Source organism: Pseudomonas sp. MPB26, from assembly GCF_046605355.1.
Taxonomy (GTDB): Bacteria; Pseudomonadota; Gammaproteobacteria; order Pseudomonadales; family Pseudomonadaceae; genus Aquipseudomonas; species Aquipseudomonas cedrina.
Map to the genome: position 1 here is coordinate 1,793,069 of NZ_CP176793.1, position 21,806 is coordinate 1,814,874.

Annotated in this window: 17 protein-coding genes and 2 pseudogenes; 7 read left to right on the forward strand and 12 right to left on the reverse strand. The window is 61.0% G+C overall.

Features of this window, described 5'->3' with window-relative positions; all coding sequences use genetic code 11:
• Positions 1–53 precede the first annotated feature (53 nt).
• Positions 54–200, forward strand: a complete 147-nt coding sequence (locus tag ACLH0H_RS08230) for a hypothetical protein (RefSeq protein WP_411381653.1) — start codon at positions 54–56, stop codon at positions 198–200.
• A gap of 178 nt (positions 201–378) precedes the next feature.
• Here the strand turns inward: ACLH0H_RS08230 and ACLH0H_RS08235 are convergent.
• The 3 genes and pseudogenes from ACLH0H_RS08235 to ACLH0H_RS08245 all read right to left on the reverse strand — a co-directional run.
• Positions 379–558, reverse strand: a pseudogene (locus ACLH0H_RS08235) (antitoxin); the annotation flags it as partial.
• 2 nt (positions 559–560) lie between these two features.
• Positions 561–806 (reverse strand): DUF2789 domain-containing protein, encoded by a 246-nt coding sequence (locus ACLH0H_RS08240; protein ID WP_076951488.1) that lies wholly within the window; start codon positions 804–806, stop codon positions 561–563.
• A gap of 34 nt (positions 807–840) precedes the next feature.
• A complete protein-coding gene (locus ACLH0H_RS08245; protein ID WP_411381654.1) occupies positions 841–2,445 on the reverse strand; it encodes a glycosyltransferase family 39 protein in 1,605 nt (534 codons plus the stop codon).
• A 174-nt stretch (positions 2,446–2,619) separates the two neighbouring features.
• On the opposite strand from ACLH0H_RS08245, the gene ACLH0H_RS08250 reads away from it, so the two are divergent.
• Together ACLH0H_RS08250 and ACLH0H_RS08255 are read left to right on the forward strand one after the other, a co-directional pair.
• Positions 2,620–4,788: an outer membrane assembly lipoprotein YfiO gene (locus ACLH0H_RS08250; protein ID WP_411381655.1), complete on the forward strand. Its 2,169-nt coding sequence runs from the start codon at positions 2,620–2,622 to the stop codon at positions 4,786–4,788.
• Positions 4,785–5,489, forward strand: a complete 705-nt coding sequence (locus ACLH0H_RS08255) for a DUF3142 domain-containing protein (RefSeq protein WP_411381656.1) — start codon at positions 4,785–4,787, stop codon at positions 5,487–5,489. The genes ACLH0H_RS08250 and ACLH0H_RS08255 overlap by 4 nt, the downstream gene beginning before the upstream one ends.
• A gap of 12 nt (positions 5,490–5,501) precedes the next feature.
• On the opposite strand, the gene ACLH0H_RS08260 is transcribed toward ACLH0H_RS08255, so the two are convergent.
• From ACLH0H_RS08260 to ACLH0H_RS08300, 9 genes and pseudogenes are all read right to left on the reverse strand, one after another.
• Complete coding sequence (locus ACLH0H_RS08260; protein ID WP_411381657.1) at positions 5,502–6,071, reverse strand: hypothetical protein; 570 nt, start codon at positions 6,069–6,071, stop codon at positions 5,502–5,504.
• 124 nt (positions 6,072–6,195) lie between these two features.
• Entirely contained in the window at positions 6,196–7,671 is a 1,476-nt protein-coding gene (locus ACLH0H_RS08265) for an efflux transporter outer membrane subunit (protein ID WP_411381658.1), read from the reverse strand.
• A complete protein-coding gene (locus tag ACLH0H_RS08270; protein ID WP_411381659.1) occupies positions 7,668–8,726 on the reverse strand; it encodes an HlyD family secretion protein in 1,059 nt (352 codons plus the stop codon). The genes ACLH0H_RS08265 and ACLH0H_RS08270 overlap by 4 nt, the downstream gene beginning before the upstream one ends.
• A gap of 15 nt (positions 8,727–8,741) precedes the next feature.
• Positions 8,742–10,277, reverse strand: a complete 1,536-nt coding sequence (locus ACLH0H_RS08275) for an MFS transporter (RefSeq protein WP_411381660.1) — start codon at positions 10,275–10,277, stop codon at positions 8,742–8,744.
• A gap of 430 nt (positions 10,278–10,707) precedes the next feature.
• Positions 10,708–11,628 carry a LysR family transcriptional regulator gene (locus tag ACLH0H_RS08280; protein WP_076951481.1) on the reverse strand — a complete coding sequence of 307 codons (921 nt, stop codon included), beginning with the start codon at positions 11,626–11,628 and terminating at the stop codon, positions 10,708–10,710.
• Between the two features lie 51 nt (positions 11,629–11,679).
• The gene (locus ACLH0H_RS08285) at positions 11,680–12,528 is read right to left on the reverse strand and encodes an ABC transporter permease (RefSeq protein ID WP_411381661.1); all 849 of its coding nucleotides are present in this window, start codon (positions 12,526–12,528) and stop codon (positions 11,680–11,682) included.
• A 12-nt stretch (positions 12,529–12,540) separates the two neighbouring features.
• The gene (locus ACLH0H_RS08290; protein ID WP_411381662.1) at positions 12,541–13,392 is read right to left on the reverse strand and encodes an ABC transporter ATP-binding protein; all 852 of its coding nucleotides are present in this window, start codon (positions 13,390–13,392) and stop codon (positions 12,541–12,543) included.
• Between the two features lies 1 nt (position 13,393).
• Positions 13,394–14,417: pseudogene (locus tag ACLH0H_RS08295) on the reverse strand (ABC transporter substrate-binding protein).
• Between the two features lie 14 nt (positions 14,418–14,431).
• Positions 14,432–15,325, reverse strand: a complete 894-nt coding sequence (locus ACLH0H_RS08300; protein ID WP_411381663.1) for a TauD/TfdA dioxygenase family protein — start codon at positions 15,323–15,325, stop codon at positions 14,432–14,434.
• A 355-nt stretch (positions 15,326–15,680) separates the two neighbouring features.
• On the opposite strand from ACLH0H_RS08300, the gene ACLH0H_RS08305 reads away from it, so the two are divergent.
• From ACLH0H_RS08305 to ACLH0H_RS08320, 4 genes are all read left to right on the forward strand, one after another.
• Complete coding sequence (locus ACLH0H_RS08305; RefSeq protein ID WP_411381664.1) at positions 15,681–16,391, forward strand: GntR family transcriptional regulator; 711 nt, start codon at positions 15,681–15,683, stop codon at positions 16,389–16,391.
• 329 nt (positions 16,392–16,720) lie between these two features.
• Complete coding sequence (locus ACLH0H_RS08310) at positions 16,721–17,479, forward strand: DUF3050 domain-containing protein (protein WP_411381665.1); 759 nt, start codon at positions 16,721–16,723, stop codon at positions 17,477–17,479.
• Positions 17,476–18,432, forward strand: a complete 957-nt coding sequence (locus ACLH0H_RS08315; protein ID WP_411381666.1) for a diiron oxygenase — start codon at positions 17,476–17,478, stop codon at positions 18,430–18,432. The genes ACLH0H_RS08310 and ACLH0H_RS08315 overlap by 4 nt, the downstream gene beginning before the upstream one ends.
• Positions 18,420–21,797 (forward strand): amino acid adenylation domain-containing protein, encoded by a 3,378-nt coding sequence (locus ACLH0H_RS08320; protein WP_411381667.1) that lies wholly within the window; start codon positions 18,420–18,422, stop codon positions 21,795–21,797. Before ACLH0H_RS08315 ends, ACLH0H_RS08320 begins: the two co-directional genes overlap by 13 nt.
• Positions 21,798–21,806: the final 9 nt, after the last annotated feature.

Genomic DNA, 21,806 nt, shown 5'->3' on the forward strand with positions numbered 1-21,806 from the left:
GATCGTTCGCATACAGTTAGTTTGCTAACTATCAATATGATGGAGTGATCCAAATGCGTCAAGTTTTGAAACAATTTAGCGGATGGGTGGTGGAAGGTGTGATAAGTAAAGCGCATTTGAGTGCGGGTGTTGCATTTTCAGCGATAGCCGCAACACCACAGAATCCAGTGTGGGAGCAAGCCCGCTCTTATCAAACTTAAAATAAATTACTGATTTTAAAGGGTTAACATTTCGCTTTGAAATTTGAGCCTCACACAAGCAATTTCAGATGGCTACATTCCTGTGGCGAGCGGGCTTGCCACAGAGACCTCAGTTTGCTGCCCGACAGCGCCAAATCAGAGATTCGGAGGGCTCTCCCACATTTAGCTCAGCAGTGCTTCAAAGGTCATCCAGACTTACCGGTACAGGCGTCTCATGGCTGCGAGAGCGGACAAGTTCCGCCAATTCCAAGTCATCCAGACGCTCCATCATCGCTTCAAATACGTGGGCAGGAACCCGATAGCTCATCACACGATTGTGACTGAGCACGGCAACCGGTCCACCATGGGCGCCATTCATCTTCAAACCCCTCGCCCGCCCCGCAGCATCAGATTCAACTCATCCACCACCACCGCCCAATCCGCATCGTCCAGAATCTCCTCGCGCAAAAACGCTCTTTGGCTGTCTGTCCAGAAGAACGCATCCGCCAGTTTCAGCTCAGGCTTGAGCGGCGAGTGAACCGTCACGAATTTCTCGATGCTCACCGGGTCATCCGGTAGCCCAAGCTGTTTGAACAGTGACGGCAAGCTATGCATGCTTGATTCCATAATGGGACTCCTGAGCGCAGAGAATTCTTTCAGTCTAGCGGCAGCCTTCGGGTTGCGCCGACGCAACATTGCACAACACGAACAATCGCGCCCTGGCGCCACCGCCCTCCTGGCGACTGAGTTCGCGCCAGCCCTGGGGCAATGGGGCGAATTCATCTGGCATCTCAACGCTGCTGATCAGCCACACGCGACGGGTGCCCTCGGGCAGCGCCGACAGGTGGTCGAGGTAGATGCGGCCGCCGTCCTGGTCCACCAGGGTGCCGAAACCATAAGCGTTGGGCCGGGTGGGCGTGCCGTCGGGTTTGGGCGGGGTATACAACTGCAATTGAGCGTCGGTCTGGTCGTAATACACATAGCTCAAGTACCACATCATGTCGCTGAGGACGATGCGATCGCCTTCCTGGTAATTACGGTTGACGAACTCCACCGGCACGTTGAATTGATCATGCTCATCCACCGCAAAATTATTTTTCAACCCGACCAGTTCCACGCCAACGAACAGCACACACAGCGCCGCCCCCAACAGAGAAAAGCGCGAAGGCAAGCGGTCAATTGCGATCGCGAAAAGGATCGGCAAACCCAAGGCGTACACCGTCAGGTAACGCTCGATAAATACCGGGGAAATAAAAGACGCCCCGTACACCGACAACAGCGGCAACAGGAAAAACAGCGCCAACAGGCTGGCCGGACGGTAGCGTTCGCGGTCACGCCAAGCGGTGATCATGACGACCGTCACCAGCAGCAATGGGAACAGCCAGAACAACGGTGCCCAGAACCCAATGCCTTCATCCTGCAGCATGAACTGCCAGATCATCGACGGCAGCGAGAACAGGTTGACCGGCTCTTCCCAGCCGATGTCGCCACCCACCTTGAGTTGTTCGACGTGCTGCACCAGATCCAGCAGGTTCGGTAGCCACGGCAGGAACAACAGCACAATCGTGGCGTTGGCCACCCACCATGCCGGGCGCGTGATCAGGCGCCTGTTATGCGCCGTCGTAAGACCCAGCACACCCAGGTAGCTCCAATGCACCAGCACGCACAGCGCGGTGAAGTAATGGGTATAGAAACCAGCGCTCATCAATACGGCATACGCCGCCAGATGGCGTGTGCGCTCGGGTTGCCGTACCCAGTACACCAGCGCCAGCGTGGCGCCCAGCAACCACACGGCCAGCAGCGAATACATGCGCACTTCCTGGCTGTAGCGCACCGCCGTCGGCAGCAGCGCCAGCAGGATCCCCGCCAGCACCGCCGCACGCCGAGTGGACAGTTGCCGTGTCAGCCAGACGCCCAGCCCTACGGCAATCACGCCGGGAATGGCGCTCATGGCGCGAATCGACCAGATACTGTCGCCGAACAGCTCGATCCAGCCGCGCAGCAGGAAAAAGTACAGCGGAGGGTGCACGTCGTGCGCCGCGTGGAACCACAAATCGGCCAACGCGTATTCGCTGAGCAACAGGCTGGAGCCTTCGTCGCCCCAAATGGCCGCTGCCGTCAGGTTGTAAAAACGCAGGGCGATAGCCAGTGCCAGGATCGGTACCCACCAGAGTCGGCTGATCCAGCCGGCACCTTCCCAAGTGAGGCGGTTGAGTGCGGGTAATGTCCCGACCTTTTCGTTTCGCTCTACCACAAACCGACGCACCTTGATTCCCCAACCCTTGATTGCCTGAATGCAAACACCGCCACTCTAGGGCAAAAGCCCTTGATTCGCCTTCATAGACCGATAATTCGACAATTTGTGCAGGGCTTCTCCGAAGCGGTAGTAGGAACACGCTACTATTGCCCTCCTCCACGGACTCAGGATCAAGGACACGTCATGCGCATCGGTTTTCTGTCACCCCTGGCACTGGCACTGCTCGCCGGAATTTCCCAACAGGCCCAGGCCAGTTCCGATGACTCGTGCTACCCCGATTGGCGGGTCGCGCGTGACAGTCTCGACTCATGCAGCAACCAACCCTTCCTCAGCCCGGGCAACGACAGCCGCGTCAACCTGCGCCTGTTGCTGGCGGACAAAAATGCTGCGCCCCTGACGCCCAACGCCTTGAGCGAAGATGACCTGGCCCAGGGCTTTGGCCCGGTGCCCTTCCCGGTCTATCGCCTGGCGCCTGTGCGCGCGACTGACGACGAACCCGACAGCGCGCCGGATGATTCGCGCACCGCTGAACTCGACACGTTGCTCCAACCCCTGGGCATCAAGCGCGACGACTACAAAACCGCAGGCGAAGCGTTCCTCAACGGTGAAGGCAGCCGCTGTCGCAGCAACGACGATGACAGCGCCACTGCGTTTATCAGCCAGGTGATCAAGGCCGATATACCGGCGGCCGAACGCGAGTTGCTGGTAAAGGCACGCCTGAAGCTGCTTACCGCCTGTTCCTGGGACGGCCAGGTGGCTGACGCCCAGCAGATCCAGTCCAGCGAAGGCCAGCGGTTGCGCACTTACCTGCAAGCCGCCGCCGACTTCTACAGCGGTCGCTTTGGTTACGCCGTACGCGGTTTTGCCGCCGCCAGCACGAGCAACCTGCCTTGGCTGCAGCAGACTGCGCTGTACATGACCGCGCGCACCTCCTTGAACCAGGCCCAGGCTGAAGCCTTCGACGAGTACGGTATGCCGCGCCTGGAACAGGTGGACAAGGCGGCGCTGAGCGATGCCGAACAGGGCTTTCTCAATTACCTGAAACAGTATCCACAAGGCGACTACGTGGCCTCTGCCCGTGGCCTGTTGCGCCGCGTGTATTGGCTGGCGGGGGACAACACCAAACTCGCCGAGGCCTACGCCTGGGCGATGACCGAGGCAACGAACGCGCAGCGCAATGTGTCCGTGGATGAACTGGTGGAAGAAGCTGACCTCAAGCTGTTGATGGTCAATAGCCAGACCGTCACTACGCCAATGATCCAACTCGTCAGCGACCTGATGGTGATGCGCGGTGGCAACCAACCCGCCCTTTCCCGCGCCGACCTGGAGAAGCAAAAAGCCGCGTTCGTCGGCGCGCCGCAACTGTACGACTACCTGCTGGCGACGCATGCGTTGTATACCGAACATCAGCCGGACGCCGCGTTGAAACACTTGCCGCAGAGCGTGCCGACGAGCCTGGACTACTTCGCCTTCAGCCAGCAGACCCTGCGCGCCCTGGCCCTGGAAGCCAAGCAAGACTGGAAAGGGGCTGAGGCGCTCTGGCTGCAACTGCTGCCCCTGGCAAAACTGCCGTTGCAACGCGACCAGTTGGAATTGGCCCTGGCCATGAACTATGAGCGCAGCGGCCAGCTGGCCAAGGTCTTCGCCGCCGACTCACCGATCAGCGCCAGGCAAGTGCGCTATATCCTGTTGCGCAACGTGGCGGGCCCCGAGCTGCTGCGCCAGCAGATCGCCCAGGCTAGCGACCCCATGGAGCGCCAGACCGCGCAGTTCGTGCTGCTCTACAAAGACCTGCTGCGTGGCCAGTTCGCCACCTTCGCCGACGACCTCAAGCAACTGCCGGCCGCTGCTCCGGAAGACAAACTGGGCACCAGCCTGGGCTACGTCTACAGCGCCAGCCAAACGTTAAAGCTGTTCCAGTGGAACGGCGATAAGGCCGAGTCCGGTTATGCCTGCCCAAGCATCGCGCAAATCGCCGCAACCTTGCAGGGCGATGCCAAAAACCCACAAGGCCTCAATTGCATGGGTGAGTTCATCCTGCGCAACGGCCTGGACGGCATGCCGTTGGAACAGGCACGCGCCGCCGGCAGCCTGGGCAGCAGCGCGTCGGACTTCAAGGGTGAAACGTTCTCGCGCCTGGACGGCTACAAACAGGTGATCGGTAACGCCAAGGCACCGAAGAATGACAGGGCCTATGCGCTGTTTCGCGCCATCAACTGCTATGCGCCGTCCGGCTACAACAGCTGCGGCGGCCAGGACGTCACGCCGGCGGTGCGCAAGGCCTGGTTCCGCCAGCTCAAAAGCAGCTTCGCCGACACCCAGTGGGGCAAATCGCTGCAGTACTACTGGTGAAGCACCTCTGGCTTGGCTTGCTGTTGCTGGCAAGCCCGGCTTTTGGCGCCGTCGACGCCCGCGACTATGATGCCTTCTGGCTGTGGAGCGGCGTCACGCCACAACCGGTGCTCAAGCAGGCCAAAACCCTGTATATCCTCCAAGGCCAGATCAACTCCACCCGCCGCGCGCCCCAGCAAGGCGTGCGGATGATCGCCCAAGGCATCAGCGTGCCGCGCCTGACCCAGGGCGACATCTGGATCGTCTATCGCGCCCACACCCTGCACTGGCCCGAGCAGGTCTACCGCCAATTGTTCGGCCAGGTGAAACGCTGGCGCGACGCAGGCAACCCGGTGGTCGGCATTCAGATCGATTTCGACGCCCGCACCCAGTACCTGCACGAATACGCCCACTTCCTGCGCGACCTGCGCCAGCGCCTGCCCAGCGACCTGCGCCTGAGCATCACCGGCCTGATGGACTGGAGCAGCAACGCCGACCCCGCCGCCGTCGCCCAACTCAAAGGCGTGGTGGATGAAGTGGTGGTGCAGACCTATCAGGGGCGCCACAGCATCCCGGATTACGCGGCGTACCTGCCACGCATGAATCGCTTGGGGCTGGCGTTCAAGATCGGCTTGATTCAGGGTGGGGCGTGGGAGGAACCCAAGTATCTGCAAGGGAGTGAGTGGTTTCGAGGGTATGTGGTGTTTTTGCAGAACCCTTGAAACGCTGGCCTCTTATCCGGCGCCCCAGACCCCACCTGTAACGAGCAACCCCCAGGCCAGTAGCCCACCCGCTATTCCAAACCAATTGGCGCGCGTCAGGCCCGCGTTTCCCTCTCCCTCCGGATCGCGTTCCAAGTGATTGATCGCACACTGCAGCTGCAACGCGAGCGCCACTTGCAACACGGCAATGCAGGCCGCTACAGCAAGTGCCGCAAACGGTGAGAGCAGCCACAACACCGTGAGGGGCAAACACCCACACACAAAGATCATCACCGCCAGGCAACGCGGCCACCAGTAATAGGCGGATTCACCCTGTTCCAGTTCCTGCATCACGCGAAGAATGAGCGAGCAGAAATAGCACGCCGGGAACAGCACCCGAACCCAGGGCCACAGCCGCTTGCCGGTAGCTTGCTGATAAAGCGTCCATTGCCGGTAGAGCCAGTAGGCAAAGTAGCCGCCCAGCGTCAGCAACACCATGGCGAGAAATTTGCGCGGAGCCACGACCAAAAACATGGGTTGGCGAACCGGCATCCAGCTCAGACGAGACTGCGGCGTGGCGTAAGGATTTTCGGCGATGGACATAGGCAGTTCTCGCGAGGTTAGCCAATGGAAAGCTAGCGCTCGCGAGACGTTTAGGGTTCACCCCCGACTCAATCAGGACGCGTCCTACAACCGATTGCCTACCAGTCGTAGGTCAGGCTCGACACTACCGTGCGCCCTTCGCCGTAATAGCACCCAGATCGCTGGCGGTTTGCAGCGGATACACCGATTCCCACCCTCCGCCCAGCGCTTTGTATAACCCAACCATCGCCAGGGACACGCCCGTCGAGCTTTCCACCCACTGTTCCTGCGTCGCCAGCAGCGCGCTTTGCACGGTGAGTACGTTGACGAAATCCACCACGCCTTCCACGTACTGCTGCTGCGCGGTGCGCAGGGCGATCCGGTTCTGGCGCACGGCTTCGGCGAGGCTGTCGCGGCGCAGTTGGCTGGCGTTGTAGCGGGTCAGTTGGTCGTCGATTTCATGCCAGGCCCGCAGCACGGTTTGCTGGTAAGCCAGCGCCGCTTCCTGTTGCTGGGCTTCACGCAGATTCAACATGCCCTGCAGTCGTCCGCCGTTGAACAGCGGCACGCTGAACTGCGGGCCGAAGGCAAAGGCGCGCGAGCCCCAGGAACCGAAATCCGAGAGTTGCATGGCCTGGGAGCCAAGATTGCCCGACAGGGTAATGCGCGGGTAGAAGTCACCTTTGGCCACGCCAATGTTCGCAGTGGCGGCGTGCAGCCGGGCTTCGGCCTGGCGGATATCCGGGCGGCGCTCGGCCAGTTCCGACGGCAGGCCGATGGCAACCTGGCGCTGGGTTTGCGGCACGGCGGCGTCCTTGGACAACTGCGCGTGCAAGGCCTGGGGCGGCTCGCCCATCAACAGGCTGAGGGCGTTGATCAATTGGTCCTGGCGTTGTTGCAGATCCGGTAGCCGTGCCTCGATGGCGGCGACTTGAGCGGCGGCCTCGGCGACGTCCAGGTCGGTCGCCACGCCGTCGGCCAAACGCAACTGCGACAGCTTGAGGCTATGGCGGGCAACGTCGAGGTTTTGCTCGGTGACGGCGCGAGTGTTCTGTACGCCGCGCAGTTGGATGTAGTCCTGGGCGGTCTCGGCCAGGACTGACAGCAGCACCGCGCGGCGGTCGTTCTCGGCGACGTGCAGGGTGGCGTCGGCGGCTTCGGTTTCGCGTTTGACGCGGCCCCAGAAGTCCAGCTCCCAGGATGCCGAGAAGCCCGTGTCCCACTGGTTGAACGCCGAACGGCCGTTTTCACCGGACGGATCGTTCAAACCTTTGCCGCTGTTGCGCTTGCGCTGGTAGGCCCCCGTGGCGTCGGCATCAGGGTAGCGCTCGGCGGTGGTCACCTGGCGTACGGCGCGGCTCTGTTCCAGGCGGCTGCCGGCCAGTTTCAAGTCGAGGTTGCCGGTGAGCGCACGACGCGTGAGCGCCGAGAGCTGCTCGTCGTGGAACACGTCCCACCAGCGCTCCTGCAACGGGTCGCTGACGGCGCGGCTGGCCGCCTGGCGCCCCTGGGGTTGGCTCCATTGCGTCAGTTGTGGGCTGTCGGGTTTGTGGAAGTCCGGGCCAACGGTGCAGGCGCTCAGGCTGATGAGGCTCAAGGTAAGCCAGGCAATGTGTTTCATTGCTGGGCCACCTCATGCTGCTGCGCGGTCGGCTGGGTGTCGACAGTGGCTTCCACCGACATGCCGACCCGCAGGCGTTCGGTCAGCGCCTGGTTGGGTTCGAGGACGATTTTCACCGGAATGCGCTGCACGACCTTGGTGAAGTTGCCGGTGGCGTTATCCGGCTTGATCGAAGCGAAGGTCACCCCGGTGGCGGGTGCCAGGCTTTCCAGATGCCCGTTGAGCAGCTCACCGTCCAGGCTATCGACGCGCACCTGCACAGCCTGGCCGGCACGCATATGGGAGAGCTGGGTTTCCTGGAAGTTGGCCACCACATAAGCCTGCTCCAGTGGCACTACGGCGAGGATCTTGCTGCCCGGCGTCACATAGGCGCCGACCCGCACCGCACGCTCGCCGACCATGCCGTCCACCGGGGCGACGATGCGCGTGTACGACAGCTGATAACTGGCCAGCTCCAGCGCGGCCTGGGCACGCTTGAGCCCACCTTCGGCGGCATCGCGCTGGGCGGTGAGGATCTCCACTTGCTTGCGTTCGGCCGCCAGCACCGCCGTGGCGTTGGCCAGGCGCGCAGTGGCCTGATCGATGCGGGTCTTGGCTTGCTGAGCGTTCTGCACGGTGCCCGCGCCCACACCGGCGAGGTGGTTGTAGCGGTTCAACTCGTGTTCGGCGAAGGCCACTTCGGCACGATCCGCCGCCACAGTGGCCTGCGCCTGGGCGATCACCGAGCTTTGCCGCTCAAGGGTCGCGGCAGCGTTTTTCAGTTGGGCCCGGGCAACCAGGGTATCGGCGTCGGCTGCCTGGGCGGCGGCACGCAAATCGCGGTCATCGATCAGCGCCAGCAACTGGCCGGCCTTGACGCGCTGGTTGTCCTCCACCAGCACTTCCTTGATGAAGCCCGCCACACGCGGCGCCACCAGGGTGAAGTCAGCGGCGACGAACGCGTCGTTGGTGGTCTGGCGCTTGCTGCCCAGCAGACCCGGCGCAGCCAGGTACACGATTACGCCAACCGCCAATACGGCGATAACGGAGACGGCAATTTTATCTTTGCGTTTCATGAACAATCCTTTCAATCAAGTCGGTGCGCGAGGCGGGAAGATCCGCGTGGGCATCCAGAAAATCAGCAGGATCAACGCCGCCGCGACGGCGGCCATGACGTAGTAGAGATCCGAAGAAGTCAGCACCACCGCCTGCTCGTGCAGACGGTGCGCCAAGCCCGGCGCGTCGCCGTCGGCCAGGGGTGAGTTGCCCAGGCGGTCCACCAACCGGGTCGAGTGAAAGTGCAGGCGCTGGGTGGTCAAGGTATCGAGCACGCCCGTGGCGATCACGGCGGCAAAGCCCTTGACGGTGTTGAACCAGGCCGAGGCGAACGGGCCGTCCGTTGGCTGGATGCTGCCGGTAGACAGCATCAGCAGCGGCAGCACGGCCATCGGCTGCCCCAGAATCTGCAGCAGGTACAGCCCGTAGAAATCGTCGCGAATCCACGCCGAGGTCAGCTGCGAACTGCCAACGCAACACAGCACCAGCATGCCCAGCCCGATCCCCAGCACCCAGCGGCAATCGACCCAGCGCAGGTTGCACAGCGCCGCCACCAGCGGCAGCGCGATCAATTGCGGCAGCGCCATCAGCAACATCACTGGCGCGGTTTGCAGCGGACGATAACCCTGGACCTGGGCCAGGAAACTGGACGGGATGATGATCACCGAGGTCAGCACCATCAGCACGCCCGCCAGGACAATCAAGGCAAACGAGAGGTTGCGCAGGCCGAGCATCTGCAGCTTGAAAAACGGCATGGGGTGCGCCCACTCATTGAGCATGAACAGCACCAGCAACGCGCTGCCGCCCAACAGCAGACAGGTGATCAGTCCCGACTCGAACCAGTCCAGGCGATTGCCTTGCAGGATGCCGATCACCAGCATGCAGATCGCCGGAAAGCCCAGCAGCAGGCCACACCAGTTGAACTGCTTGAAGCGCTCCAGGCGCAGCGGGTCCTGGGGCAGTCCATAGGCTACGGCGGCCATCGCCAGCAGGCACGGCGCGACGATTTGCCAGAAGGCCCACTGCCAACCGACGTACTCGGTCCACAGTGCCGCCAGCGGTGTGCCCAGGCTTGGGCCGAAGGTGGCAGTGAGTGCATAGCCGGCCAGGCCGTAGAGCTTGACGCTGGCCGGCAAGAAGCGCAGCGCGACGGTCATCAGCATCGGCGGCAACGCGCCACCCGCCAGGCCTTGCACGGTGCGCAGCACCAGCAGACTTTCGTAGTTCGGCGCGAACGGGCACAGGATGCCGAGCAGCGTGAACAGGCCGATGGCGCACAAGGTGAAGCGGCGCAGCGAAAAGGTCACCGAGCACCAGGGCGCAAAGGCCATGGCCGACACCGAGGTGGCGGTGTAGGCCGCAACCAGCCAGGTGCCTTCATCAAAACCGATGGACAGCGCACCGCGAATATCCGCGAGCGCTACCTTGGTGACCATCTCGTTGAGGCCCGAAACCAGCACGGCCAACAACACGCCGACCAGGCCGATGATGATGCGCGGGCCGAAGACGGGAGGAGTGATAGCGACGGGCTTGGCTGCGGCCTCAAGGGCGGGAGCAGCGAGGGAAGTCATGAACAGGTAACTCGGAATGGTCAATACCCGAGCAGTTTAATCAGGTAAATCCATGACAAAAAGTTACTTATTGGCAGGTTATAAGTGCGCCAGACGCAATCCTAAAATCCAGTACTGATTCCTGTGGGAGCTGGCTTGCCTGCGATGGCCATAGGTATCTACATATCATGGTAGTGAGCGGGCTTGTCCCGCGCTGGGCTGCGAAGCGGCCCCAATAAGGACACGTAGTGTTCCAGATGAAACCAGATCGTCTGGTTTGGGGCGGCTTCGCCACCCAGCGCGGGACAAGCCCGCTCACTACAGGGAGATTTTTTAGCCTTTGAAAGTTGTGTAGATACCTATGCTGCGATGGCGGACTGTCTGATACAGATTGGTTAATTGGCCCACCGCTATCGCAGGCAAGCCAGCTCCCACATAGACCGCATTCACTTTAAGCGGGTTGTGCTTCCAGCCAGGTGGCGTGACAGCTCTCGCGCATGGTTTCACGCAGCCATTTATGGGCGGGGTCTTTGTCGAAACGCGGGTGCCAGAACTGGGCCAATACCAGCGTCGGCAGGGAGATCGGCAAGGCAAACGCGCGCAGCGGCAGTTTGAGGCGTTTGGCGCTCAGGAGCGCTTCCTTGGGCACCGGCAGGAGCAGGTCGGAATCGGGCAGCATGAACATGGCGCCGTGAAAGCCTGGGGCGATCATCGCCACGCGGCGCTCCAGGCCCTGGGCATTCAGTGCGGTGTCGATCGGCCCACGGGCAATGCCGCGCCGCGAGATACTGATATGGGAATAGCTGGCAAAACGGGCGGCGGTAATTTCTTCATCGAACAACGGATGGTCTTCCCGCGCCAGGCCGACGAAGGTAGTGGAAAACAGGTTCTGCACCTTCACCTCAGGGCTTGCCGGCAGGGTGTTGCTCACCCGCAAATCCAGCCGCCCTTCGCGCAGGGCTTCGTCGTCGGTGTCGCCTTCGGGCACGAAGCACAGCTCGCACAGCGGCGCCATGCGCTCCATGGTGTCGAACAGGCGACCGCCATAAACGCCAATGAAAAAGTCATTGGCGCGCACGCTGAAGCGGCGGCGCAACGTGCTCAGGTCCACCTGATCCGCCGAGCGAAACAGCAACGCTGCCTGCTCAACCACGTTGCGCACCTGGCCCTGCAACTGCAGCGCCTTGGGCGTTGGCACCAGGCCGCGACCGGCGCGCACCAGGATCGGATCGCCCACGGCTTCGCGGATGCGCGTGAGGGTGCGGCTCATGGCCGCCGGGCTGAGGTTCATGCGACGCGCCGCGCCGACTACGCTGCCCTCATCCAGCAAGGCGTCGAGGGCGACCAGCAGGTTCATGTCCGGTAATTGCATGCCAGGCACTCGTGTTCGGTGGGGAGTGAACTCAGCGCAATCGTAGCGTATTCAGCGCTGCATGCCCCAGCGTTTCACTGTCAGCCGCTCAAACGTGTCAAACACCAGGTTCTCCACCAGCAGGCCGATCAGGATCACCACGGCCAGCCCGGCGAACACTTTGTCGGTATACAGCTCGTTGCGGTTCTGGAAGATGTACCACCCAAGGCCCCCCTTGCCGCTGGTGGCGCCGAACACCAGCTCGGCGGCGATCAGCGTACGCCAGGCAAATGCCCAGCCGATCTTGAGGCCGGCAAGGATCGACGGCAGCGCCGCCGGAATCAGGATGAACAGCACGAAACGCATGCCCTTGAGGCCATAGTTGCGGCCAGCCATGCGCAGGGTTTCGGACACCCCCAGAAACCCCGAGTAGGTGTTGAGTGCCAGTGCCCAGAGCACCGAATGCACCAGCACGAAGATCAGGCTGTTCTGCCCCAGGCCAAACCACAACAGCGCCAGCGGCAACAGCGCGATGGCCGGCAGCGGGTTGAACATGGACGTCAGGGTACTCAGCAGGTCGCGGCCCAGTTGGGTCGAGACCGCCAAGGTGGTCAGGGCGAACGCCAGCACGATGCCGATCAGGTAGCCCTTGATCAGTACGACCAGCGAGATACTCACCTTGCTCAACAGTTCGCCGCTGAGCAAGCCGTCGTAAAGGGCGTGGGCGGTCTGGAGAAAACTGGGCAGCAACAAGTCATTGTTCTGGTAGCGCGCGATGGCTTCCCAGAGGATCGCGAGCACGATCAGGATCAGGCCCTTGCGCAGCCAGCCTTGTTGCCACAGGCGCTGGCGCAGGGGCAGCTCGCGCTCCACGGGAACGCTGAGCAGCGGCTCGAGGGTGATTTCGTATTCCTGGCGCATGGGGTCAGCCCTTCAATAAGCGATGCGGATGTCGGCAAAACCCAACTCACGTTCGACCTGGGGTACTTCATCGAACAGCAGGCGATGAATCCGCCGCGCCGACGCCTGGAACGCCACGCCTCCGAGGCTGTGCAGGTCATATTGATGGCTGTGGATTTCCGCGCGCACCCGTCCGGGATGGGGCGACAACAGCAGGATACGGTTGCCGACCACCAGCGCCTCTTCGATGGAGTGGGTGACGAACAACAGGGTAAAACGCACCTCTTCCCAGAGCAGCAGCAGTTCTTCCTGCATCTTGCGCCGAGTCAGCGCGTCGAGGGCGGCGAAGGGTTCGTCCATCAACAGGATTTTCGGCTGCATGGCCAACGCCCGCGCAATCGCTACGCGGGCTTTCATGCCGCCGGAAAGCGTGTGCGGGTAGGCGTCGGCGAAAGCGCTGAGGCCGACTTTGTCGAGGTAATGCAGCGCGCGTTCTTCGGCGTCGACACGCTTTAAGGTCTTCGAAGCCAGCAGCGGGAACATCACATTCTGTTTGACGGTTTTCCACGGCGGCAATTGGTCGAATTCCTGGAACACCACGATGCGGTCCGGACCCGGTTGTTCGACCTTTTGCCCCAGCAAGCGGATCTCGCCTTCGCAGGGTTTGATAAACCCGGCGATGGATTTGAGCAAGGTGGACTTGCCGCAGCCCGACGGGCCGAGCAGTACGTAGCGGTCGGCCGGGTCGATCTCGAAACTCACCTGGTGCGTGGCCCGCACCACGCGCTCGGGGGTGCGGTATTCCAGGCTGACGTTATCCACCGCCAGCAACGGCGCGGCGGTGTGCAGGTTGCTGGCCGTGTGGCCTTGCAAGGGTGCGTTCATCTCAACTTCCTTGCAGGGGCCTGGCGTCCTGGAAGAAGTAGTCCTTCCAGGATTCAGGCTTGTGCTTGATGGCGCCGACGCGGTAGAGGAATTGCGCCAGCGGATAGGTATTCTTGGGCGTGACGCTGAATTCGAACTGCGGGTTATCGATGATTTTCAACAGTGCGGCGCGGTCGATCCTGGCCTTAGTCACGCGCAGGTAAGTGTCGGCCGCGGCGCCTTTATCGTTCTGGGCGAACTGCGCCGCTTCGGTCAATGCGTCAACGAACGCCTTGTAGGTTTTCGGGTTGTCATTGCGGAATTTTTCGGTGGCGAACAGCACCGTGGGTGAGTTCGGACCGAGCAGGTCGTAGGTGTTCAGCACCACATGCACGTTGGGATTCTCCAGGGCCTGATCCTGGAACGGCGGGTTGGAAAAGTGCCCGGTCAGCTCGGTGCCGCCGGCAATCAGGGCGGCGGTGGCATCCGGATGCGGGACGGCAATGGTGTTTGTCGAGGCGATTGAATGCGTTGTCGCCCCACTGTTTGGCCGCGGCATATTGCAGGAAGCGCGACTGCACAGACACGCCCACCGCCGGTACCGCGATGCGATCGTTCTCGGTGAAATCGGCGATGGTCTTGACCTTGGGATTGTTGCTCACCAGGTAGTACGGGAAGTTGCCCAGTGATGCCACGGCCTTGACGTTCTGCTTGCCATAAGTGCGGTCCCAGATGGTCAACAGCGGGCCGACGCCGGCACCGGCGATGTCGATGGAGCCTGAAAGCAGTGCATCATTGACCGCGGCACCGCCAGACAGTTGGGTCCAGTCGACCTTGATGTCGATGCCCGCCTGCTTGCCGTACTTTTCGATCAGGTGCTGGTCGCGCACGACATTGAGCAGCAGGTAGACGATGCCGAACTGTTCGGCGATGCGAATCTCGCCTTCTGCCTGCGCGGCCGCTGGCGCAACAAGGCTGCCGGCCAGCAGGCTCAGACCCAGGCCGACGGTCGCGGCAAGGCGTGCAAATGGAATTTTCCTGGACATGGTCATGCTCCGAATCAGAAAGGTGCGTCGCCCTGGATGGTGGTGCGGTACAGCTTGCGGCGCAGATGGCTCGGGCAACCGGCAGCCAAGTGGATCAGCGAGCGGTTGTCCCAGAACACCAGGTCGTGGGGCTGCCAGTGGTGTCGGTAGATGTTGTGTGGCAACACGCTGTGGGCGTAGAGCTGAGCCAATAGATCGCGGCTTTCGTCTTCCGGCAGGCCGACGATGCGGGTGGTGAAGCCCTCACTGACGAACAGCGCCTTGCGGCCGCTTTCCGGGTGGGTGCGCACAATGGGGTGCACCACTTCAGCGACCTGGGCAAGCTGCTCGGGCGTCAACGTGGGCCGCCAGTTGCCTTCGAATTTGGTTTCGCTGTAACGCGCGGTGTAGGAATGTGCGGCGCTGCGGCCCTCAACAGCTTTGCGCAGGTGCTCGGGCAATTGGTCCCAGGCTTTATGCATATCGGCAAACAAGGTGTCGCCGCCTTCGCTGGGCAGCTCCTGGGCGTGCAGCATCGAGCCCAGGCTTGGTAGCTCTTTATAGGACAGGTCCGAATGCCAGAACTTGCCCGCATCACCCAGCCCAATGGATTGGCCATTTTCAATGATGTTGGAAACGATCAGGATTTCCGGGTGGTGGGCCAACAGAAACTGTTTGAGCACGTGGATCTGCAGCACGCCGAAGCGGCGGCTGAAGGCGATCTGTTGCTCGGGGGTGATGCGTTGGTCTCGGAACACCACGACATGATGCTCCAGATGCGCACGGTGAATGCGTGCGAAATCCTCGTCGTTGACCGGTTGCGACAAATCCAGGCCAATGATCTCGGCGCCGACACTGCCGGGCAACGGACGGATATCAAAGGTTTGGGTGGTGGCGATCGCTGTTGGAACAGTAGAGATGGCGGACATGAGGTCACTCCCGGTCAGACAGGAGGTTGACTTTATAGATATAAGAATTTCATTTTAAATACCAATATAGAATAACGATATATAAGAAATGTCCTGACATCCCGCCAGCCGTTGGGCGCCGAGGGCTCATACTGCGCTGTCGCAGTGGTCGGGTGTTGGCGCTATAACCGGGTCGACAGCAGGCAAGTTGAACGTGTTGCGTAAGACACGATAGAACCCGCCCGTGGGTGCCTGGAACGCCATGTTGAACCGCTTACAAGCCGAAACCGTGCGGGTTTGACAAGCTTATGGGCAGCCTCTAGTGTTCATTGGATCCAATTAGCCACCCTATTCTAATAAGGAGCGTAGCGTAACCGTGACGCATAAGCCGACCCCTTTGAACAGCATCAAGATCAGCGGACCTATTCCCGCGCATCTCGCTCGCTCCGTGATTGAAGAAACTTTGCGCAACGCCATCCTGGATGGTCGCTTGCCCTGCGGTACCGCCATGCGCCAACAGGAATTGGCCAGCTTGTTCGGGGTCAGTCGGATGCCGGTGCGTGAAGCTTTGCGCCAGCTGGAAGCCCAGTCACTGCTGCATGTGGTGACCCACAAGGGTGCCGTCGTTGCACCGTTGATCGAGGATAACTCGGCCGAAACCTATGAACTGCGGATGCTGCTGGAAACTGAAGCGCTGCGCCTGTCGATTCCATTGCTCACCGAGGCAGATATCATCGAGGCGGACGCCATCATCGACGCTCTGGAGCAGGAAAAAGACTATCGCGAGATCGGTCGCCTCAACCGGCTGTTCCACATGGCGCTGTATGGCAGGGCCCCGAACCAGCGGCTGCTCAAGTTGGTGGAACACGGCTTGAACGAGGAAGAACGTTTCCTGCGTTACAACCTTGAAGCCATGGGCCTGGGTGAGACATCCCAGGAAGATCACCGCGAACTGCTAAGCCTGGTGGCACAAAAGAAAACAGCGCAAAGCATCCTGACGCTGCGTAATCACTTGATGCGAGGCATGGAGGTGATCACGGTGTACCTCAACGGCTTGGATGTCAGCGACAATACACGCATACAATAAGACACACGGCTCCGCTATTTCGAACTTCTGTGTTGCGGGGCCGCCTGGCTAAGTATTAGCGCCACGCCCCGTAGAAACTTCCCACCGACAACCAAGAAACTAACTTACAGCACATATTATTTAGAAAAACTTCTAACACATTTGTATGCTCGCCAACTTGTTTAACCCGCTTATCATCTTTTACTCCTGAACCAGACACTTCACTCGACGTTGCAGCCCTTTCATGGAGCGACCCTGCGCGCCGGCGGCTGGTTGATACCCACTCACTTCTTGCCAACAAAACACTTATCGCTGTGTTCACAGCAGACGCAACAATTAAGGCACCAACCATGCATCAACCGTTACTTGAAACAGCAAAACTGCAGTTATGCAATCATCCGTTATTTTCAGAAATAACTTCACTGCGCAAGTTACAACTTTTTATGGAGAGCCACATATTTGCCGTCTGGGACTTCATGACCCTCGCCAAACGCCTGCAGCAGGACTTGACCTGCACTCGCCTGCCCTGGCTGCCACCTGCCGACCCGCAAGCCGCACGCCTGATCAACGAGATCGTGCTGGCTGAGGAGTCAGACCAGCATCTTGGGCAGGGCTATTGCAGCCACTTCGAACTGTACCTGGAGGCCATGACTGAAGTGGGCGCCAGCACATTGCCTATCAACCGCTTTGTCGCGCTACAACGCCAAGGCGCGGGAGCAATTGCCGCCTTACAGGAGATCGAGGTGCTTCCCGGCGTGGCCTGCTTCGTCAGCAGCACCTTGCACCTTGCGCTGAACGCGCCGACCCATTGCGTGGCGGCAACCTTCCTGCACAGTCGCGAGCATGTCATCCCGGCGATGTTCACGCGCCTCCTGAACGCTGATGAATGCGTCCGTCGCCAGGCGCCTACCTTGTGTGCTTACCTCAAGCGGCACATCGAATTGGACGCCCAGGATCATGGGCCAGCGGCCGAACAGTTGCTGCAGCGTCTCGCCAGCGCGGACCCGGCGTACCCGCAACAGGCCAACGACGCCGCCCTCGCGGCTGTGGAGGGGCGTATTGCTTTCTGGGATGAGGTTCGGGCCTCGTTGCAAGCGGTGCACCCATGAACGCCGCCGACTACAAAGCCATCGCCGATGACTGGGAGCGCCGCGCAACCATCCGCACACGTCCTCGTCGCTTACTGGAGGACGATGACAAGCTGATCTATCCGTTGTGCCGCCAACCCTTGGTGCTCTGTGGGACATTCCTGGAACACTGCCCGCAATGGCGCGATTTCGTGCTGGTGCAAAGCTTCTACAAATTCATCAATGACGTCGTGATATTCGAGACCGAGATCGTCGACAAGACCGCGCGCAGTATTGCCAAGAATCAGTTCTCGGTACCCTTCCCGCTTGCCTGTCGCATTGACGCGATGACCGTTGTCGTGGACGAGGACTACCACGCACTGGTTGCGCTGGATTTCCTGCAGCAAACCGTCGCCATAACCGGCATACAGCCGTTGGAGCCGGCGCGGGAAATCGAATTGAGCCGCGCGCTGCCGGCGGCGCAGGCACAGGCGCCAGCGCGCTTGCGTGATGCAATAGCGCTGATTGGCGTGGCCATTGCCGAAAACACCGTGACCCACGATGTGGCGGCGTTTTCCAAGGATGCCAGCGTCAAGGCCTCCATCCGTGGCTTGATGGCCGACCACCTGTTTGATGAAGGCCGCCACGCCCGGTTCTGGACACGGCTCGTACGTTTGTATTGGCAAGCCGCGAGCAACGACGACCGCGATAGCATCGCCCAGGTGCTGCCCATTTTCCTGGCCCACTACCTGACGAACGATCTGCAAAAAAGCTTCGACCTGCACTTGATCGAACACCTCGACATCAGCGCCAGCCTGCGCGGTGCACTACGCGATGAAGCCGCGGCGCTGGCCTTTCCCATCACCCGGCAGCACCCGTTGATGGGCAATATCCTCAGCTTCCTGCAACACAGCGGTTTGCTGCAAACGCCGAGCGTGGTGCAAGCGCTGGACGCTTACCTGCCAGTGTCCCGGAGGGCGACATGCGGCGGCTGACCATCGGATTTGCCGGCGCCAGCAGCGCCTTGGGCGCCATCAGGCAGGAACTGGAACAGTATGGTCATGCCTCGGGTGACGAGGGCATCGACCTTTGTATCGATGACGGCAGCCACGGAGCGCTGGATCACACCGGCCCAATTCCACGACTAAGCCTGCGCCTGGGTGTCGGCCCGGTAGCCGACTGCGGGCTGCCCGCGCTGCAACTGCGCGCGTATGGGCATGGACGGAAGCTATTAGCGGTACTGGACGTTGCCGACGAGCGCAACGGCAATGGCCAGCGGCTGCGCCAGCAGGTCACACATGCGTTGGTGGAGTGGGTCGCGCTGCACGTCAGTGGGTTTTCGCGGGATCCTGAATATTTCTGCATGAGCGCCACCGCCAATGAATGGCCCGAGCGGGGGTTGGGCGAGCTTGACGCGCTGGCTTTTGTGCATCGCTTCAACCGAACTGAAGACCCGGCTGTCATGCAGGAAGCCCAGGTGCCCGTGATCGAACGCTTGCAGGCCAGCCTTCGGATCTTTGCCGATCGGCCGGCTTTGAACATCGCCGGCAACCGGGTGCTCTACCGTCAATTACAGCGTCACGCCTTGGCGATCCAGCAGCGGCTGCAACCGTTGCTGGAGACTGTGCAGACGTCAGCAGTGGTCGGCGTATGCCTGGAAAAGTCCATCGAGTTGTACGCCAGTATTCTCGCGGTACTGGGCTGTGGAGCGGTGTATCTGCCGCTAGCGCCGGATCATCCGCCTCAGCGCCATCAGGCCATGCTTGAAAGCGCGGATGCAAAGGTGTTGCTTGACGCCGGCCAGCATCGCTTGCGAGGGCGGTTTATTGCCGTGGATGTGAGCAGTGTCGACTTGCGCGGCGTCGACTTGACGCGCCCACTGATGCGCCACTGTCCCGCAGCTGATGCACCCTGCATGACGTTCTACACCTCGGGCACCACTGGCCACCCCAAGGGAGTGTTGCTCAGCCAGGCTAACCTGGCACATTTTGCGGCTTGGTTCAGGTCCTGTATGGCGCTGGATGAGCAGTGCCGCGTCCTGCAATTTTCGCCGTTGAGCTTTGACTCGTCACTGGTCGACATCTTCCCCGCGCTGATAGCAGGCGCCGAACTGATCGTCCCTAACGCCGAGCAACGACAAGACCCTCGGCAACTGCTGGGTCTGCTCCACCGGCAGCGCGTCACCCATGCCTTCCTACCGCCAGCCCTGCTGAGCATCCTGCCACCCGGACAACCACTGGGCCTGAAGCATCTATTGACCGGCGGTGATGTGTGCGAGCCCCATGTGATCGAACATTTGGCGAAGCAGTGCCAGTTTCACAACCTCTATGGGCCCACGGAGTCGACTGTGCTGGTCACCCATCGGACGTTGAACCCCTGTGACAGCAACCGCAACCTCGGCTACCCCATCGCCAATAGCCAAGTGCTGATTCTCGATGACAACCTGCAGCCGGTGGACGAAGAGGTGATGGGTGAGGTTTATATCGTCGGACCGGGGGTGAGCCTGGGGTATATGAACGCTGCGCAACAGTCCGCCCTTGCGTTCGTGGAGTTGGCCGTGCCAGGCGGCCGGGGCTTGAGGGCTTACCGCAGCGGCGACCTGGCAAAGTGGACCGCCGACGGGATCGTACTTGGGGGGCGGCGAGATGACCAGGTGAAGATCCGAGGGTTTCGGGTTGAACCGCAAGAGATTGAACAGTGCTTGCGTAACAGTCGGCTGTATCGCCAGGTGGCGGTGGTAATCGACCGCGAATGCAGGATCCGAGGTTATGTCGCCCAACCTGAACCGGGGGCCACTGTGGCGGCCCTGCAGCAACACGCGCGGCAGTGGCTGCCGGACTATATGAGGCCCGGATTCTGGGATGTGTTGCCCTGCATGCCGTACTCCGATCACGGCAAAGTCGATCGCGGGGCGTTGCTGGCACTGCCGCTCTCGCCTACTGCGCAGGCTGGCTGCTGCGCGGCACAAACCCCGCTTCACTTGCGACTGACCCGCTTGTGGAGCGAACTGCTGGCGTTGCCGGCAGCGAACATATCCATCGACGAAAGCTACTTCGACCTCGGCGGCCATTCCATTCTGCTGTCGACCCTTTTGCTGCGTGTTCGCGAGCAATTTGGCCGTAGTTTCGCGCTAAGTCACTTCATTGAGGTGCCGACGATTCGCACCCTGGCAACCTTGATACAAGACGGCGAACGGCCCGATACGCGCTTCAGCCAGGCCGCTCGCGATGCGCAACGAGAGTGGGTGTACAAGACGCTGGCGCATGGATGCGCAGGCGATCCGCACAGGGTGATCGTGACGGGGGCCAACAGCTTTGTCGGTGTTCATATCGTCGAGGCGTTGCTCGCCGGTGGCGCAACCCAGGTGGCATGCCTGGTACGTGCGGAACCAGGGCACTCGGCGCTGGCACGCTTTACCCAGGCGCTGCGCGAGTATCGCCTGGAGCATCTGGACCTGAGCCGGGTGCAGGTATTCAGCGCCGATATCAGCCTGCCTCGATTGGGTTTGGCCGGCGACGCTTATGACACGCTCGCCAAAGACTTCGGCGTGCTGATACACAACGCCGCTCAGGTCAATCACGTGATGGACTACGCGTCACTGGCCAGGGACAACGTCGATCCCATGCTCGAGTGCCTGCGCCTGTGCGAGACTCACTGCAAGAAGGTCTTAAACTTTATCTCGACGCTTTCTGCCGCAAGCAGTATCGACACACAGGGCTATGTCCTCGAAACACCCGCCGCAACCACGCTGCCGCTGTACATCAAGAATGGCTACAACCTGTCCAAGTGGGTCGCCGAACGGCAACTGGGCCGTGCGGTGGAGCGCGGGGCCTGGGTGAACATCCTCCGCCCGGGCAATGTCAGCTTCAACAGCGTTACGGGTGTGTGCCAACCGCAAAAAAATCGCTTGATGCTGATGCTCAAGGGATCATTGCAACTGGGTCTGCTACCGCGACTGGCACTAAACTTCGACCTGATGCCGGTGGACTTTCTGGCTCGTTTCATTGCGTTCCACTGCGCCCGCTTTCAAGCCGACAACAGCGTATTCAACCTGCACAACCCACAACCTTTGAGCTGGGCCCGCTACCTGGATGCTTTCAGCCGAGCCGGCCACCGCTTCAAGCGGGTAAGTATCGCGCGGTGGCAACAGGCGCTACGAACGGTCGGCCCGGACAACGCCCTGTTTGGCGTGCTGGGCTTTTATCTCGGCCGCCTGGATGAAGATATCGGCGACACCTCGAAGATTCGTCACGAAAACGCGCGGCAGGGCGTCCAGCAGATGGGCGCACATTATCCTGAAAAAGATTCGGCGCTGTTGAGCAAAGGCTGTGACTACCTCAAGACCATTGGCTTTTTTTGAATGCCTCAG